Source organism: candidate division TA06 bacterium B3_TA06, assembly GCA_005223075.1.
Taxonomy (GTDB): Bacteria; Hydrothermota; Tepidihabitantia; order B3-TA06; family B3-TA06; genus B3-TA06.
Window position 1 is genome coordinate 1 of record NJBO01000010.1, and the last position, 17,215, is coordinate 17,215.

15 protein-coding genes are annotated in these 17,215 nt (G+C 52.6%); 6 read left to right on the forward strand and 9 right to left on the reverse strand.

The window, feature by feature from the left end; all coding sequences use genetic code 11:
* Nucleotides 1-181: 181 nt before the first annotated feature.
* The gene (locus CEE36_06825; protein TKJ42608.1) at nt 182-1,849 is read right to left on the reverse strand and encodes a site-specific DNA-methyltransferase; all 1,668 of its coding nucleotides are present in this window, start codon (nt 1,847-1,849) and stop codon (nt 182-184) included.
* Nucleotides 1,850-2,050: 201 nt separating this feature from the next.
* Here CEE36_06825 and CEE36_06830 point away from each other — a divergent pair, with 201 nt between their 5' ends.
* The 4 genes from CEE36_06830 (at nt 2,051) to CEE36_06845 (ending at nt 5,036) form a co-directional block, all read left to right on the forward strand.
* Nucleotides 2,051-2,392 carry a hypothetical protein gene (locus CEE36_06830; GenBank protein ID TKJ42609.1) on the forward strand — a complete coding sequence of 114 codons (342 nt, stop codon included), beginning with the start codon at nt 2,051-2,053 and terminating at the stop codon, nt 2,390-2,392.
* Between the two features lie 77 nt (nt 2,393-2,469).
* On the forward strand, nt 2,470-3,081 hold the full coding sequence (locus CEE36_06835) for a hypothetical protein (protein TKJ42610.1): 612 nt from the start codon (nt 2,470-2,472) through the stop codon (nt 3,079-3,081).
* A 185-nt stretch (nt 3,082-3,266) separates the two neighbouring features.
* On the forward strand, nt 3,267-3,794 hold the full coding sequence (locus tag CEE36_06840) for a peptidylprolyl isomerase (GenBank protein ID TKJ42611.1): 528 nt from the start codon (nt 3,267-3,269) through the stop codon (nt 3,792-3,794).
* Between the two features lie 96 nt (nt 3,795-3,890).
* Nucleotides 3,891-5,036 (forward strand): hypothetical protein, encoded by a 1,146-nt coding sequence (locus CEE36_06845; protein ID TKJ42612.1) that lies wholly within the window; start codon nt 3,891-3,893, stop codon nt 5,034-5,036.
* 121 nt (nt 5,037-5,157) lie between these two features.
* Here the strand turns inward: CEE36_06845 and rlmN are convergent, their stop codons facing one another.
* The 7 genes from rlmN to CEE36_06880 all read right to left on the reverse strand — a co-directional run bounded on the left by rlmN (nt 5,158) and on the right by CEE36_06880 (nt 14,294).
* Nucleotides 5,158-6,198: a 23S rRNA (adenine(2503)-C(2))-methyltransferase RlmN gene (gene rlmN / locus CEE36_06850; GenBank protein ID TKJ42613.1), complete on the reverse strand. Its 1,041-nt coding sequence runs from the start codon at nt 6,196-6,198 to the stop codon at nt 5,158-5,160.
* A complete protein-coding gene (locus CEE36_06855) occupies nt 6,195-7,433 on the reverse strand; it encodes a hypothetical protein (GenBank protein ID TKJ42614.1) in 1,239 nt (412 codons plus the stop codon). Before CEE36_06855 ends, rlmN begins: the two co-directional genes overlap by 4 nt.
* Before the next feature lie 52 nt (nt 7,434-7,485).
* A complete protein-coding gene (locus tag CEE36_06860; protein TKJ42615.1) occupies nt 7,486-9,543 on the reverse strand; it encodes a hypothetical protein in 2,058 nt (685 codons plus the stop codon).
* Between the two features lie 18 nt (nt 9,544-9,561).
* Complete coding sequence (locus CEE36_06865; GenBank protein ID TKJ42616.1) at nt 9,562-10,296, reverse strand: hypothetical protein; 735 nt, start codon at nt 10,294-10,296, stop codon at nt 9,562-9,564.
* Nucleotides 10,296-10,970 (reverse strand): cytidylate kinase, encoded by a 675-nt coding sequence (locus CEE36_06870; GenBank protein TKJ42617.1) that lies wholly within the window; start codon nt 10,968-10,970, stop codon nt 10,296-10,298. Before CEE36_06870 ends, CEE36_06865 begins: the two co-directional genes overlap by 1 nt.
* A 451-nt stretch (nt 10,971-11,421) precedes the next feature.
* Complete coding sequence (locus CEE36_06875; protein TKJ42618.1) at nt 11,422-13,176, reverse strand: hypothetical protein; 1,755 nt, start codon at nt 13,174-13,176, stop codon at nt 11,422-11,424.
* Nucleotides 13,177-13,688: 512 nt separating this feature from the next.
* Entirely contained in the window at nt 13,689-14,294 is a 606-nt protein-coding gene (locus CEE36_06880) for a hypothetical protein (protein TKJ42619.1), read from the reverse strand.
* Between the two features lie 101 nt (nt 14,295-14,395).
* Between CEE36_06880 and CEE36_06885 the strand changes: the two genes are divergently transcribed.
* Nucleotides 14,396-15,331, forward strand: a complete 936-nt coding sequence (locus tag CEE36_06885; GenBank protein TKJ42620.1) for a quinolinate synthase — start codon at nt 14,396-14,398, stop codon at nt 15,329-15,331.
* A 391-nt stretch (nt 15,332-15,722) separates the two neighbouring features.
* A complete protein-coding gene (locus CEE36_06890) occupies nt 15,723-16,421 on the forward strand; it encodes a hypothetical protein (GenBank protein ID TKJ42621.1) in 699 nt (232 codons plus the stop codon).
* Nucleotides 16,422-16,448: 27 nt separating this feature from the next.
* Here the strand turns inward: CEE36_06890 and rsmG are convergent, their stop codons facing one another.
* A complete protein-coding gene (gene rsmG, locus CEE36_06895) occupies nt 16,449-17,123 on the reverse strand; it encodes a 16S rRNA (guanine(527)-N(7))-methyltransferase RsmG (protein TKJ42622.1) in 675 nt (224 codons plus the stop codon).
* Between the last annotated feature and the right edge of the window lie 92 nt (nt 17,124-17,215).

Consider the following 17,215-nt stretch of genomic DNA (forward strand, 5'->3'; position numbering starts at 1 on the left):
GCTCTCCTTGTCTGTCCTACATTAATATTACCTCCCCCTTGATGGGGGAGGGCAGGGAGGGGGTGAAACTCTTATCACCTTCCCCGCCACTTTGTGTTGACCTTTTACTCGACAGGAATACTTACGCCATCAAGGAAGGGGATTTCCCCCTCCCTCTGTGGAGGGGGCTAGGGGGAGGGGGTTACACGTCCAGCTTCTTCTGCTTATCCTTGTCCTTGGTGATCCGCTCCGCCCGTTTGAAGGTCACGTCGTCAGGTGCAATCTGCGGAATCTTCAGACGCTCGGTGCCCTCCAGAAGTCCTTTGACCGTGAGCACCTGCACCTTGGGGTAGTCCTTGTTCATAATCTCCGAATGGTAGAACCCTGCCGATGCCGCCTCTGCGGGGATGTCGGAGCGCTCGGAAGGTTCGTAGAGCAATATCAACGCGCCCATGACCGCCTTTTCCCGCTGCATGGTGCCGACTAAGTCACGCACGTATGAGACCTTGGGTTTGGCGTCGCTCTTCACCTGAACGATAACCTTTTGATACTTGCGCTGTTTGCCGTCTATGAAGAAGCGGATGCCGTCAATGCCCTTGTCTGCGCCGCCTTTTTTGGTAGGATCACCCTTCGGTCTTGCATTAACTAATGACAGCGCCCACAGCTCGAACTCCTTGCGGGGACGGTCGGTGGCTTCGGCCAGTTCGCGCGCCGATTCCCAGTCCTTGGGGATTCCGTGCACCTCATATTCTACCTCTTCACCAAAGTGGTCAGCCAGCCGGTTCTTGATGAGGTTTATGGCAAGGTAGGTTATGTCTATGCCTATCCAGCGGCGGCCCAGCGCTTGCGCGGCGGCAATGGTAGTTCCGCACCCGCAGAACGGGTCAAGCACCACGTCTCCCTCGTTGGAAGAGGCTTGAAGGATGCGTTCGAGTAAAGCGACTGGCTTCTGAGTAGGATAGCCAAGACGTTCCTTAGCAACCGCATTGATGGGAAAGATATCAGTCCAAATTGTACCAATATTCTTACCCTCATATTGATCTAGGTATCTCTTAAGTCTAGGCTTATTAGGGTCAGTGAAAACCAACCAACCTTTCTCCATCGCCTCATCAATTCGCTCTTGTGACCAAATCCAATGTTTACCTGCGGGTGGTTTTAATATTCTATCTCCAAACCGACGTGGAGGTCCTTCACCCCCTTGGATGAAACTTATTAACTGATATCTTCTCCCTGTTTCTTCTTCAACATTGGTGTAGTATTTATCGATGTATCCTTGAGATGGAGGCATCCTTAATTGGTTGAAAGTATTTTTATTAGTTTTACTGTAAAAGAAGATAACGTCTTGCAATTTAGCGAACTGGTGACTCTGGGCTTTACCAACACGAATTTTCTGCCAGATGATTTCATTAACGAAGTTCTTGACCCCGAACACCGCATCCATAAGTATCTTCAGATAATGCCCAGCGGTGGGGTCGCAGTGCAGGTAGATGGAGCCGGTCGGTTTCAGCACGCGCTTCAGCTCCACCAGGCGCGGAGCCATCATCACCAGATACGCCAGCATGTCGTTGTGCCCTAGGAACTGCTCGAAACCCTGAAGCAGGTCTACCAGCGCGGGCGGAGCCTGACCACCGGTCACAAGCTCGTGATATGTGCGGGCCGAGACCTCGTCCCAGTGCCAGAAGTCGGTAAACGCTTCGATCTGCGCCGCAGACGGCGTGCCCTCAGCCTCCTTGAACAATACGTTATACGTCGCCTTGGAGTTGAACGGCGGGTCGAGATAAACCAAATCCACCGACTCCGAGGCGATGTTCTCCCGCAAGACCTCCAGATTATCCCCGAAGTATAGCTGGTTGCGCGGCTCCTGATCCATAGGTAATGATATAATGAAGATTAAGGTTTGTCAAGCACTCCATCACCCTCAATTCCTCTCCCTTTGGAGGGGTTGGAGCACGTTATTTCTTCATCAATACGTCATAGGCCTCGTCAGGGACAACCAGATTACCTTCCATTGCCTCCGGTTTCCTCGATCCTGTTAGGCAACAAATCACTTGACTAATTCGATTCCTCGGTTATATTTCGTACGGAGGATAAAATGAAGCACTTCTTACGCACGAATGTACCTGTAATAATGGCCTCGGCAACCGTCCTGCTCCTGGGGTGCGCCGCAGGTGACGCCGCGCGCTGGAACGTAGCAAACCCGGCAGGGTTCTGGGCCGGGCTCTGGCACGGGATGATTGCAGTCATAACCTTCATAATCTCGCTCTTTTCGAAAAGCGTAGAGGTCTATGAACGAGCCAATAGCGGCGGCTGGTACGACTTTGGCTTCCTTTTAGGAGTAATCATAATCTGGGGTGGTGGCAGTGGAGCAACCATCAACGCAAACCGCCGCAAGCGTAGATGCCGGAGCGACTAGCACAGGATTGAACGTTATACGTATCCATACTTGTAGCGGTAAACTCTTAAGAACGGCTTAGGGTTTAAGGCGGTCTGATGCCGGGGATTGAACTAACCCAGCAGATAAGACGTTTCCAGGTGTTCCTGCAGATCCAGTGGGTGCGGCGGGTGCTTCTCCTCGGGGCAGAGGATACCCAATCCGCGCTCATCTTCGTTCGTAAAGGTTTCGAGCTAACCGTTCTCGATCCCCCTCAAGAGACGCTTGACGGTCTTGCGAAAGAGCTCGATGCAGCAGGCCTTTCGGCTCGGCTGCTTAAAGCCGCACCTGGCGACCTGCCTGTTCCTCTCCGTCATTTCGATTTCGCAGTCGGGTTCAATTGTCTTTACCAAACCACCTTGGAGGGGCTTACCGAACGCTTTGAAGGACTGCTTTCCGGCATCAGGAAGGATGGTTTCTTCTACATAACGCTGATCTCGACGAAAAACACAAATTACCGCAAGGACAGGGAGATTGAACCGCAAACGTTTGCCGATAAAGGAGAGATGCGTCATTATTGCGACGCGCGGGAGATCGTAACCCTCCTACGACACATGGAAGTAATAGATTTGAGGAATGCCGAGCAGGGAAGCGAGGGAAGCTTCCACTGGCACGTCCTGGGCCGCAATCGGGACATGGCGCCTGCGGAAGAGGATGAAAGCGATTCCTGAAGTTACGCTGTAGATATTTCCTCATGTAATCAACGAGAGATTCCTGATACTGGCTGGTTCGGTCTTTGACAACCCTTTTTTCGCTTGCCCCAGGCACTTTCCGGGGATTTTACCTCTTTTGACTTAACCCTAAGATACTTGACCTGTGAAGGATTCTCCCTATTATTAATGTGAAGGAGGATGCAATGCGAAAGGCGCTTTGTATAATCGCGACAATATTTTTTATCCTGGCAGGGGTAAGCTGCGGGCCAAAACAGCAGGAAGCCGAGGCTGCGAAAAAAATCTATGCCGCTATCGAGGTAGAAGAACGCGGCATAATGTGGTTCGAGCTGTACCCTGAGAATGCCCCTAATGGGGTGGCCCAGTTCACGAGGCTTGCCAAGGAAGGCTTCTACGACGGCCTGCTTTTCTGGCATATCTCAGATAAGGGGTTGGTTCAGTCCGGCTGTCCGAGCAACGACGGAACCGGTCACGCCGGCAATCTAATCAAGGAGGAGATCGAGGCGACCCTTCACCATGAGCGGGGAACGCTTTCCATGATCAACTTCGGCAGACCCTGGACCACCTCCTCGCAGTTTATCATCTGCCGCAAGGCCGTGCCGGAGCTGGACGGCCGCTACACCATAATAGGGAAGCTTATGAAAGGAGAGGAGGTCCTTGACGAGATAGAGAGGAATGATAAGATCAAAACGGTAACCGTCAAGGAAGAGTAGGGCGCTAGTTAAGCAGATAGCCAATAGGGATTGACATCGAAGGGGAAAACTCTATAATTACAGTATGATTGAGACAAACCTCACAGGTATCCAAAGATGCAGGCGCTAGTTTTCTGGGTTTGGCAAGCCCTTTTGGGAATCCTGCGTGAGTCATGGAACCTTTTGGCCGCGATGTCCCCCTATCTTCTCCTGGGATTCCTATTCGCGGGGATTTTGCACGTTTTCTTTTCTGTCCAGCGCATATCCAGGCATCTTGGGAAGTCAAGCTTCTCCTCGGTGCTTAAGGCAACGCTTTTCGGTATCCCTCTTCCCTTGTGTTCTTGTGGAGTGATACCTGCTGTTGCTTCGCTCAGGAGAAGCGGAGCCAGTCGTGGAGCGACTCTTGCTTTCCTCATCTCCACCCCCACCTCAGGCGCTGACTCCATCCTTGCCACCTACTCGCTTCTTGGGCCCATCTTCGCGTTATACCGTGTGGCCGCTTCCTTTGCCGCCGGGTTGGTTGCCGGTTTGGGTGCCAACATCTTTGACAGACGTGATGAGGTAGAAGATAAGCCAGCCAAGAATCAAACCTGTGTCGTCTGCGGGGAGGACGCGACAGCGAACGGTCACACTCACAACTTCACCACCCGCCTGAGGGCGATGATTGCATATTCGTTTGGTGAGCTTGTTGCAGACATCGGTAAGTGGCTACTTATCGGGATACTTATAGGCGGTGCTATCTCCTACTTTGTTTCTGCAGAACTGATCGGCACCTACCTTCCTTCTCCGGTCCTTCAGATGTTTTTAATGCTTGTTTTAAGCATCCCGCTCTATATCTGCGCTACGGGTTCGCTGCCCATAGCCGCGGCCCTTATCATGAAGGGTATCTCGCCCGGTGCGGCGCTTGTGTTCCTGATCGCGGGTCCGGCCACCAACGCGGTCACGGTCACGGTGGTCTCCAAAACCCTTGGCAGACGCTCGCTTGCGATCTACCTTGCCTCCATCGTCCTTGTCTCGATCGGTATGGGCTTTCTTTTCGATCTCCTTGTCCCTCGCGGTCTGGCCGCTCCATCCAACGGCAGGGTGATCGGGATGTTTGAGTTGCCTGGTATAGTGAAGATCACCTCGGCGGCGCTGGTGCTTGGTTTGATCGGATACCAGTTCGGCCTCAAGATTTTTAGGCGTAGCCGTAATCGCAAGCAAGAGGAAGCCGAATGCGGCTGCGGGGACTCAGCCTGCGACGTTCCTGCACACGAGGATTAGTAACAAATGAAGCGGGCCTTTTGGAGTGCAATGACCATGTCATTGCTGCAACAATACGATTGTTGCACTCCATAAAAAAGCTCCCTGATTTTTGTTTTATTGAGGGAAGGACTGTTCGCTTTTATTTTTCCTTTTCGTTGAGGGAAGAAGTCGCTAATTGTCCACATCCCGCGAGTATGGCTGCGCCTAAGCTCTTGCGTAAGGTGACCGCTGGCAGATCAGGCATGAGCCATTCCCGGAAACGTTTCACGTCCTCATCGCTCGGCACATCGAAGCTGGCGTCAGGATAAGGGTTGAAGGGAATAAGGTTTATCTTGCATGGTATCCCGGCAAGGAGCAGAGTAAGATTTTCCGCGTCCTTGCGGCGGTCGTTTATCCCTGCAAGAAGAACGTACTCGAAGGTCACCCGCTTGCCTTTGATCTCGATATACTCCCTAACAGCAGGGATAAGCTCCTTCAACGGATAACGCTTGGCGATGGGCATGATGCGTTCTCGCGTCTCCTGATCTGCCGCGTTCAGAGACACGGCCAGCTTGAACTGCTCAGGCTCTTCTGCGAAACTCCTGATACCCGGCACTATCCCCACGGTGGATAGTGTAATCTTGCGCGCGCCGATGTTTAAGCCGAAGTCACCGTTAAGTATCCTTGCCGCGTCCAGAGAAGCATCGTAATTTAAGAACGGCTCGCCCATCCCCATGAACACCACGTTGGTTATCCGCTCGGTCTGACCTTTGGCAATCTTTAAGACCTGACCTGCAATCTCGGCAGGCGTGAGGTTTCGTACAAATCCCATATCTGCGGTGCGGCAGAAGCGGCACGCAAAAGAACAGCCCACCTGGGTTGATACACATACCGTGCGTCGGGTTCCATCCTTGAGCCATACGGATTCGATTCGTTCGCCGCCCGCCAGCTCGAAGAGGTGCTTTACCGCACCTTCTTTAGCCGATCCCACCCGGTTCTTGAGCTTGAGACTCGAGATGCGATAGCGCTCGGCCAAGCGCTCGCGCAGAGGCTTGGCGATGTCGGTCATTAGCTCCCAATCCTTTATACCCTTCTGCCATATCCATTTGAATATCTGCCTGGCACGGAAGCTTGGCAGGTCGAGTTTGGCCAACTCCTGGTGTAGTTGATCAAGGGTCAGGTTCTTGATATCTATCTTCACTTCACTATTCCTATTGTTCCTTCAGGTGTAACCTCGGTTATTTTGACATTTACCAACGAACGTACTGGCTTTGAAGTAGGTGGGATTTTAACATCGATATAGTTATCCGTAAGCGCACGGGTAGGGGAGAGCAGGACAGCCTGTCTTACCTTGCCTTGGAAGCGTTTTCGGAACTCGAACGATTTCCTCTCACCCTCTGCTCTGAGAAGTTTCGTTCTTTCGCGCGGGGCCTTTAGTGATTTACTGCTCATATTGGCCATTGGCGTTCCGGGACGGGCCGAGTAGGTGAAGACGTGCAGATGATTCACCGGCAGGCCGCGCACGAACTCAAGGGTGCGAGCAAAACTTTCCTCATCCTCTCCAGGGGTTGAGGTTATTATGTCGGTGCCTATGCACGCGTCAGGCAACATCCTTGCCACTTTATTCATTAATCGAGAGAACTCCTTTGTGCGGTAGGGACGGTTCATCTCTTCAAGTATCCTATCGTCGCCCGACTGCAATGGAATGTGCAGGTGCGGGCAGAATCGTGAACTTGTAGCCAGTACCCCCAGCAGTTCGTCTGAGATCGTGTCAGGCTCAAGCGAGGTCAGGCGGATTCTAGGCACCCCCCTCCCTTCTTGCTCAATCCTTTTAAGAAGCAAGGTTAGACTTTCGCCTCGTTCTTGTCCCCAAAGACCCAGGTTAAGCGCCACCAGCACCACCTCGCCGAAGCCCTCGGAGTGGAGTGCATGGAGTTCCTCAAGAATCGTCTCTTTAGGCTTGGAGCGGACAGGGCCGCGGATCCTTGAAACCACACAGTAGCTGCACCTTCTCTCACACCCCTCGCCTACGCGAAGAAAAGCGCGGTTCCGAGAGATGACGAAGACATCACAGCTATCCTTTCCGTAACGCAGAGGTACGATCAGGTTTTCCTTTTCCTCATATCCTATGATCCGGGTTACACCAGGAAGAGCGGCCATCCGTTCGGGTATCCGTGTGGCACCGCAGCCGGTGACCTTTATCTTTGCATCCGGGTATCTGCGATGGAGACGGCGGATAAGAGCCACAGAACTCCTGTCCGCCCGTCCTGTTACAGTACACGTAGTCACGAGACAGACTTTGACACTGGCCTCCTGCCGTGCATCTTCTGCGAGCTCGTATCCATTTTGCACAAACCAGGCTTTCCAGAGGTCGGCCTCGGCCTGATTGAGCTTGCAGCCTGTGGCGGCCACCAATACCTTAGGTCCAGGCACGATTGATCCTCAGAATCCGGGGATCTAATAACTTCAGGCAAGTAAGGATGATTCCTTACTTGCCCCCTGTCTCTTCCTTCTTCTTTCTGGTGCGCTTCTTTGGTTTTTTCTCAGCCTTCTTGGCTTCGGCGTCGACGTCCGGTTCGGCTTTCGCCTCACCGTCGGCTTTCACCTCACCGTCGGCTTTCGCCTCAGCGTGGGGTTCTTCCTTTTTCGCGGTCTTCTTCCTGGTAGTTTTCTTCGGTTCGGCTTTCGCCTCAGCGTCAGGTTTCTTCCTGCGAGCAGTGGTTTTCTTTTTTGTTTTTTCTTTGGTTGGGACCTCTGATTTGTCCTTGGCAGCTTCTTTGACTTTGGTCTCTGGTTCTTTCTTCTTGGTTTTTTCGGCGGCTTTGGTAGTTTGCTTTGTTTCCTCTGTGCTCTCAGCCGCTTCTTCCAGGGTGCTTAGGGCATCGGCAAGATGGTCCTTAAGTGAGAAGCCTTTGGGGGCTTTGATGGATTCGGCGTGACGACGTTCCTTTGCCTCGGTCTTCTTGTAGTAGTCGCGTTCAGAAAGGATCACCCTGCGGCCCTTGAGGTCGATTCGACGTATGATTAGCTGGAGCTCCTCGCCCAGCCTGTAGTGGTCTTTGATCTTCTTTATCTTGCGCTTACGAAGCTGCTGTTGAGGAACGAAGCCCTCGATCTCCTCGGTAAGCGCAACCACTACGCCGGAAGAGGGCATGTCTATGATCTTGCCCAACACATGAGCACCCTCTTTGTGTTCCTTGGACCAGCTGTAGAATGGGTCTTCCTGGGTCTGCTTGATGCCGAGGGTTATCCTGCGGCTCTCCTTGTCCACATCCAGGATGATGGTTTCGACCCGCTCTCCCTTCTTAAGGATCTCGCGGGGATGCTTGATGCGTTTGGTCCAGGAAAGATCGACGTTGCGCACAAGGCCCTCGATCCCTTCCTGGATCTCAACGAATGCCCCAAAGTTCTTGAGTGAGGTTACAGTTCCTTCCAGGCGCTGACCGATATGGTAGCGTTCGTCTATCATCGACCATGGGTCGGGCGTAGTCTGTTTGAGACCTAAAGAGATACGTCTGTTATCCTTGTCCATTGATAAAACGATTGTTTCTACTTCATGGCCGATCTGCAGTATCTGAGCCGGGTGACTTACCGTGCGGGTCCATGACATCTCGCTGATGTGGATAAGGCCTTCTATGCCTTTCTCCAGCTCAACGAAAGCACCGTAGTCGGTGAAGCTCGTGACTGTCCCCTTGACGCGAGAACCTATGGAGTAGCGCTTGTCAACGTTATCCCATGGATGCGGGGTAAGCTGCTTTAGACCTACGGTTACCCTGCCTGTCTCCTCGTTCTTAGTGAGAACCTTAACCTTGATCTTCTCTCCAACCTTCAGGACTTCAGCAGGATGCACAATCTTCTTCCAGCTGATGTCTGAGATGTGCAGAAGTGCATCAAGGCCACCCAGATCGATGAAGGCGCCGAAGTCCACGATGTTCTTCACTATCCCTTCAACCACCTCATCCACGTTAAGCCTGTCAAGGGCCTCCTTGTGGAGTCTGGCGAGTTCTTCCTCGAGAAGCATCCGGCGCGAGACAACGATGTTGCGCTTGTTCCAGTTGACCTTGATTATCTTAACCTCGATCTCCTTACCGATGTAGGCGTCGAAGTCGGTTACCGAGCGAATGTCAACCTGGGAGCCGGGCAGGAATGCGTCGAGGCCGAAAACCTCCACCTGCAGACCGCCCTTAACCTTCTTGCGCACCAGGGCAGGACAGGATTCCTCGGCCTCCAGCTTGCGCTTTATGGTATCCCAGGCCATCTGGAAGTCGGCCTTCTTCTTGGAGATCACAGGGAGCCCTTCGCGGTTCTCAAGTGACTCCACGAACACCATCACATCGTCGCCTACCTTGATCTCCTCAGGCTCGTTAAACTCGGTGATGGAAAGCACCCCTTCAGACTTCCAACCCAGGTCAATAAGCACTGAGTTGCCCTCAACCCGGGCTATCTTCCCCGTGACTATCTCGCCTACATGCAAGCTCGATAGCGACTCGGAGATTAGTTTTTCGAGTTCTTCGCTTGTTGGATCTTTGACTACGTTTTCTGTCATTAGGTTTTTCCTCCTAGTCTAGAGATTCACCTGGATATCCCAATCTGCCTTTTTGCGCGCAGAAAGGGTTTGGTTTTCAGTGTTTACAGGTTTAAGTGGAGCTTTGCTCGCTGCTTGACCGATTCTCTTCGAGTTCACCCTGCCGTGAGCGATGTCCGCCAGGCGGTGCACCTCGCGTTCGATGCGAAGGGTGAACTCCTCGTAAGCTTCCTTGTCCTTGGATGGGCCCTCAGGGTAGATAGGCTCTGCGAAGAAAACCTCCACCATTGAACGTCTGGTGAGCCAGTCCAGCCAGGGACGATGGGTGTTCTTTATGTATGCCGGAACCACCGGGATTTTGTAGCGCAGTGCAAGCATCCCTACTCCTGACTTGAACGGCAGGAACGTTCCATTAAGGCTGCGTGTGCCTTCAGGGAAAAGGATTATTGCTTGTTTTTTCTTGATGAGTCTGTATGCTTCCTTAAACAGGTGCATGTCGAAAGCCTTGCCGCGTTTGATAGGGATGGCGTTGAAGTAGGCGATAAGCCAGCGGAAGAACCTGGACTGGGCAAACAACTCCTCCTTGGCCAGAAAAAAACACTCGCGTCCGGCTGCGTGACCCACGAGTGGGGGATCAATGAAGTTCATGTGGTTGGAGGCGATGAGCACTGCTCCTTTCCGTGGAACGTAGGAGCGTCCATGCACCCGTACTCCAAACAGGAATCGTAAAGTGGGACCGACTATCGACCATCCAATCATCCAGCGCAACCTCATCACCCTTCTCCCATTCTTGTCATTACCTCTTCGTAGATAATATCTACTTGCTGGTCTATGGTGAGGTTGGTGGTCTCCACGTAGAATGCATCCGGTGTGTGAAGAAGCGGGCTTATCTTGCGATGGGAGTCTGTATCGTCTCGCTTTGCCAGGTTTGCTTTCACCTCTTCGATATCGCGGGAGATACCCCTTTCTTCCAGTTCTTTCTGACGGCGGCTGGCGCGCTCAACAAGATCACAGCTCATGAAGACCTTGAGGGCTGCGTCAGGGAAGACCACCGAGCCGATGTCCCTGCCCTCGCAGACCAGTTTGCGGTTGCGTCCTAACTGGCGCTGTTTGGCCACAAGGAACGCGCGCACCAACGCCCGTTCGGCAACAGGGGAGACCCAGCGATCTACCTCGTGGGAGCGAAGTTCATCTGAAAGACGCTTGCCGTTAAGGTAGACGTAAAGCTTGTAGTTGCGTATCTTAAATTCAAGCGGGGCATCCAGGAGGGCCTTTTGAAGAAGCCTGTCCGAGGCCTCGAGGGCGTCTTCTTGCAATAATAAATAGGTAACCGCACGATACATCGCGCCGGTATCCAGATAGACAACTCCCAGCTTTTTTGCGAGAAGTCTGGCGGTTGTGCTTTTGCCTGAAGAGGCGGTTCCGTCAATGGCTACAACACACTTCAAGTCAAGTAGTTCCTCCTTTTTTTAATCTTTACTGTCGACGGGTTTTTGCCCGTGCAGTTTACAATTATAGGCGATTTATGATACCTCGTCAAGCCCCGACCAGGAGATTCCGTGAAGAAGTACAGTCCGGCGAAGTGCCACCGTCTGGCGGAGGATTGACGCGGACGCCGCTTCGCGTAAGGAGGGGGTGATTGTGAGCTTTCATCCTCCCCCTGCCCGACAGGGGCACACTGTTCCATCAAGGGCGGGGAAACACCCCGTCATTGCGAGCGGCTGGAAGCCGCGAAGCAATCTCATATCTGGCAGGGTTCGAGGATTTGCCTCTAAGTGTCGGTCACCCAAGGGGGATGTAGAACAGGCTGGAAGCCTGTTCTTTAATATTTGCTCAGCCTGGAGAGGCTGAGCCACATTATCTTTTGCGATCTTTTGTCCCTTCGGGACAAAAGGAGCATTATTTTACCAGCAGTATCTTCTGCGTCTGCGCGAACTCTCCGGCCTGGAGGCGACAGAAGTATATACCGCCGCTAAGGGGGTTGCCCGCATCGTCATTTCCGTCCCAGCGAACAGAGTAGTTACCAGCCACTCTGAGGCCTTCTGCAAGGGTCTTGACCGGCCGGCCTGAGGTGTCAAATATCACGAGCTTTGTTCGCGATTTCTGAGGTATGACATACCGGATGATGCTCGTTTCACTGAATGGGTTTGGAGAGATCGACTCCAATCCGAAAGATGTAGATTCAGGAGTGCTTTCTTCTCCCACTCCAGGCTCAGGTAGCACCTCACGGTCATACACGGAGATATCTGCCGAATCCATGGTGCACGGCAGCCCTGCTGATTCTCTAAGGTAGGTTGTCCATCTTGAAAGATGGTTGTTGTAAAGGCTTCCCTGGCGGTCGGGATCGGTTTCATTCGGGTCCTTGGCAACCGGGGTAAGGATGAACTTGGCCGCATACCATGAGGAGGCAACCGGGTCGGTGGAGGCGAGTAGCATCTTTGTGTTGGTAAGATAGTTGAGATTGTTGGGGCCTTCGCCCGAGGTCCAGGTGGCGTCCACTATGGTCAAACGGGGCCAGGTAACCGCCATCACTCGCGCCACCAGAGCGTAATCACTGAAGAAGTAATTGTAATGCATGGCGTTGGAACCGCCGTAGCGCTGCTGTGCGTAGGCGGTGGTAAGCACCCCTATCCAGTTCTTAACACCGATGGTTGAACCGGCCAGGAAATGAGCCTTGAGCACCGGGAAGTCGATTATACAGAGCCGCTCCGCGTCATAGGACTCTAGATCAGGATCCCAGATGCCGTACCGTAAGGAGATGTAGTAGTTTCCGGAAGGGGAGCGGAACTTGGGGTAGGTGATCTTTGTCTCGGCTTCGTAGACGTATCCGTCGTTGTAGTCGCCTTCAGAATATTCTGAGGCCACATCGTTCCAGATGTATTTCCAGTCAAGGGTATCAACCGGATAACCCTTGGCCTTGAAGGTCGCAACGACATCCACTATTGATTGTTCCGGATCGTCGCCGTTGTTGTCTTGATCGTTGATGCCGGTGCCGATATCCTGCGTATTATCACATACAAGAATCTCACCACTGAACCCGTCGGGATGATTGAGTATCTGCCAGATGAGGCCTTTGATCCGATCGGAGTTGGTACCGTTCTGTGCGTTCCACTGGAAGTTGGCCTTGATGATTACTACATTGTCCGCGCCAACGATGCCGTTAGGGTGTTCGGTGGTCCGGTGCAGGAAGATATCTTTGGCGGCAAGCATCGCCAGAAGGGTGTCTACTGCCGGGTCTTTCAAGTAGGGGTCTGGAACGGATGCGTCGCCTGGGGCCAGTGAGCCGGACGTGGATGGGATGGAATCCATCACGAAGACGGTTGAGACCGGGTCTGAGATCTCCCAGGTGGGCAGTGATGAGGGTGCCTCCTTGGCCCCGGCAAGGCCGGGTGACGCTCCCAAGAACATGACTCCTACCAGCAAGATGGACACTGCAGAAAGCTTTGCAAATCTCTTTAAAAACAAGCCCCCGCCTAAAACCGCAATCACTGCCAGAAACCAAGTTGAAGCAAGGGGAAACGCCATCTGCTGGCAGGGGTAGGTCAGCCGCTTGGGATTCGTTCCGCTTCTGAGCAGGACCCAGAGAAACGCAAAGAACCCGGCTGTCCAGAACCACCAGTGCCGATTTTTGAACCCCTTTTTGCCTGAATCCATAATTAGCTCCTAACGATTGGTCTATAACAGATATATTCTAGCTTACTTTGCCTTCCCGTCAAGGGTCAAGGGAGGGGTGTTTAGTTATTGCAAGTACCTGACCAGGGCGCAGGCGGGGTATTCTCATGATTACTCCGAGCTGATGCTATTACCTTAAGGGAACAACACCCGTAACACACCTACCTCCCCCTTGATGGGGGAGAATAAAGGAGGTGGTGATTGTGGGCTTTCACCCTCTCTCTACCCCCTCCCATCAAGGAGTTTGTCGGAAAAGCGGTTTTCTGACAATTGCTTCGTATCGTCTATTCTGATCACCATCCGTTCACGATCTCTAACGCACGTAGTGCGAAGCTTTAGCTTCGCTGCGAGACTAAAGTCTCGCTCTACATGCTCATATCCTCAATTGAGGGTGATCAAAGGCCGTCTCAGATCAACGCGCGTCATTTATATGAGATCGCCGCGTCGCCTTGTGCCCCCTTCGGGTGCTTCGCTCCTCGCGATGACTGATAGGATTACAAGTTCCCTTTACGGATCTCTTTTCTCACAAAGGCGTTGAATGAGGAGCAGGCCTCGGCGTCCCGCTTCAGCCCTTCCGGATCTTGCTGCGCTCTTCTGCTCATGTAGGCATTAACCCTCTGGCGAAGTTCGTCGGGCAGTGGGCGGTCGTTTCCTCTACCATACCTGCTATCGGCTGGGTCGCCGAACATCGGGCGAACCTTGCAAATCCTCTCGTTTGCCTCCGCGGCACTCAGCCCTTCCTCTTTCGTAAACCTAAGGAAAAGTGCGTATACAAAGACCTCATCCACCTTTGACATCATCCTGCGCTCAAGATCGTGCATGTTCCACCACCACCGGATGTTCTGGTCCCGAACACCCTCTGCCCTCTTCTTGGCCAGTACGGTTTTGACTTTTTTATCTGTGGATTCTTTTTCTAAAAGCATATCGCCCAGGTTAGGCGGCAGGTTCATGGTGTCTTCCTTCCTTGCTTCTTCGGTTACCTTTGTGAACAGGTCTTTGAAGGTTCGCTTCGCCTTTGCCATGGACATTCCCATCATCTTCTGGAATATGGGCAGGTATTGATTCCTCAGATGTTTCTGGAGCGTGGATGTTTTTGCCATGTCCGTCTCCTTGGATACTAACCTACACCTGATCGGGGTCTTGTCAACGTGCCACTTGTTCTTCGAGTTGACATTCTCATCCTCACTGTTATAGTTACGTTATGGCTGATGCTGTTGCTACTAAGGAGTTAAGTACTGAGGAGATGACTCTTGAGATCAGACAGCTGGCTCGTGAACGACAGGCGCTTATCCTGGTTCATAACTATCAACTGCCGGAGATCCAGGACCTTGCCGATTATCTCGGCGATTCGCTTGATCTGGCCCGGCGTTCTGCCGAGGCCACGCATCCGGTAATATTATTCTGCGGTGTGCGTTTCATGGCCGAGACCGCCAAGATCCTTGCCCCGGACAAGATGGTTCTTCTGCCCCGCCCAGATGCGGGCTGCCCCATGGCCGACATGGCCGATGTTGAAGGTCTGCGCAACCTGAAGGCCGAACATCCGAATGCCAAGGTGGTTGCTTACGTCAACACCAACGCTGACATCAAGGCTGAGGTCGACGTCTGCTGCACCTCTGCCAACGCGGTAAAGGTGGTCGAAGGGGTGGATGCCGAAGAGATCATCTTCGTCCCTGACTGCAACCTTGCATCCTACGTCCAGCGTTTCACAAAGAAGAAGATAATCCCCTGGGCAGGATTCTGTCCGATTCACCGGCGGTTCACCGTGGAGGAGGTCAAAGCCGTGCGCGAGCGCTATCCTGACGCACTTATCATGGTCCATCCTGAATGCGATCCTGAGGTTATTGATCTGATTGATGAGGTTACCTCAACCAACGGAATGGTGAGACTTGCGCAATCATCCGATCGCAAACGCTTCATCGTGGGAACCGAGGAGGGGCTTATCTACCGTCTCAAGAAGGAGAACCCTGCCAAGGAGTTCTACTCGCTCGGCGCGCCCAAGGTCTGCGAGAACATGAAGAAGATAAGGCTTAAGCACGTTCTGGAGGCGCTAAAGAAGGATCAGTACCAGATCCAGGTTGACCCTTCCATCGCTTTCCGGGCACAAAAAGCACTGGATGAGATGCTGAGATACGTATGAGGTTCCACGAAGTTACCCTGTAAATTTCAAAATGCACCGAAGGACGACGGTTACGGAGTAAATATCAAATTGAAGATGCAGAGGGTTGAATATTGATAAAGAAAAACCTTCCAACAATCACAGCACTTGGAGGTCAACTGTTTACCGTCAAACAGTCAAGACAAATTTGCAATTTGAATTGAGCGACACCCTCATGTACATGGGCAGGTGAGGCTGTTCCACATCTTTCCATCACCCCCCGGCACCTTTGATGCCACGCCCCGGCATCTTTGACGCCACACCCTCTACCCTGACAACCATCCCTTGACCCACAGCCCCCCCTTGACAGTCAAGCATAAATGGTGTAAAATTCCTGACATAAGTTGATTTAAGGTAAAGAAGGAGGACCGTAATGAAGAAGAGTGCAATTGGTGCACTACTTGCGATTGTGTTCGTGGGTTTGACTGTCACTGGATGCGACGCCCTGAGGCGAACCGTTGAAATCCCCGATCTGACCAAATCTACCGTTGAGAACGCGAAGGTCTCCACTGAGAAGAGAGGGCTTTTGATCTATGTGGTGGACGAGATTGAGTCTGACGAGGTAGAGAAAGGGCTTATAGCCAAGCAGGAGCCTCTTCCCCTTTCTGAGGTCAAACGGGGTTCCTCTGTAAAGGTCTGGATCTCCAAGGGCTTAGTCAGGGTTGAAGTTCCTGCCATTGAGAATGTTGCTGTGAGTGCGGCACGCGCTAAGCTGAGCAAGCTGGGACTTGATGTTGACGTGGAGGAGGTATACTCCGAAGAGATCGCCAAGGACTTTGTGGTATCATCGGATCCTTCCCCAGGCATGATGGTCCAGAAAGGCACCACCGTGAATTTAAAGGTAAGTATGGGTCCTGAACCGCCCAAGACAGCGGTGGTTCCCAAAGTGATTCGCATGGGCAAGAGCTCGGCGAAGAAGAAGATCGAGGATGCAGGCCTGGAGGCGAAGTTCGTCTACAGGGTAAGTACCGAGTACTACGAGGGCACCCTTTACTATCAAACACCCAAGGCGGGCAGCGTGGTTCCCATCGGCTCGACCGTGACCGCCTACATCGCTACCGTTCTGGATTAGAGAGGACAAAAGATATCAAGGGGCCGGCTAAACCGGCCTCTTTTTTTTACCCCCAAACGCTTGCGAAGCAAGCGCTTGGGGACCCCTTTTAAGAAGGATGTAGGTTCGTCCCTCGCCGCAAGGGAGCACCAGACTCTCCATCCGCGACTTCAGCCCGTAGCGCTCGATCAGCAAGTCCGCCTCATCCAGCTCAGCCCTGCCTCCAGGTCCCTTGTAGAAGAGAACTCCACCCTTCTCTTTAAGATGATTTATTACTACGGGTAAGACCTCAATAATCGTTCCTATTGCTCTGACGGTGATAAGATCAAAACGCTTTTCTAGATTCTCGCCTCGATCAGGGAATAGCTCTAGATTGGCTGGTTGGAGTTCTCCTATCACCCGCAAGAGGAATGCGGCCTTCTTTTGACGCGATTCCACTAAGGTGACGTGAATATCAGGCCGGGCTACAGCCAGAGGGATGCCAGGCAGTCCAGCACCTGATCCCCAATCCGCTACCTTTGCTTTCCGAGGTATAAGATCTAATGGAACAAGTGAATCTGCGAAGTGCAGCTCCTCAAGACGAGAAAGATCTCCTCGAGAGACCAGATTGATGCTTTTGGAAGCATCAAGGATCAGCTCTTTGTATCGCTTGAGCTTATCCTGTTGATCCGCTAAGAGCATGATTCCTTTGCTTGTGAGGAACTTCTCAAGTTGCTGGTTCATACATTGTCCTTAAAGTTCAGGTCTCACGTAGCGTCGGAAGAAACGCTTCAGTGTTACGGGTGTTATTTCCTTGTGAGCGGAGCGCAAGCTCC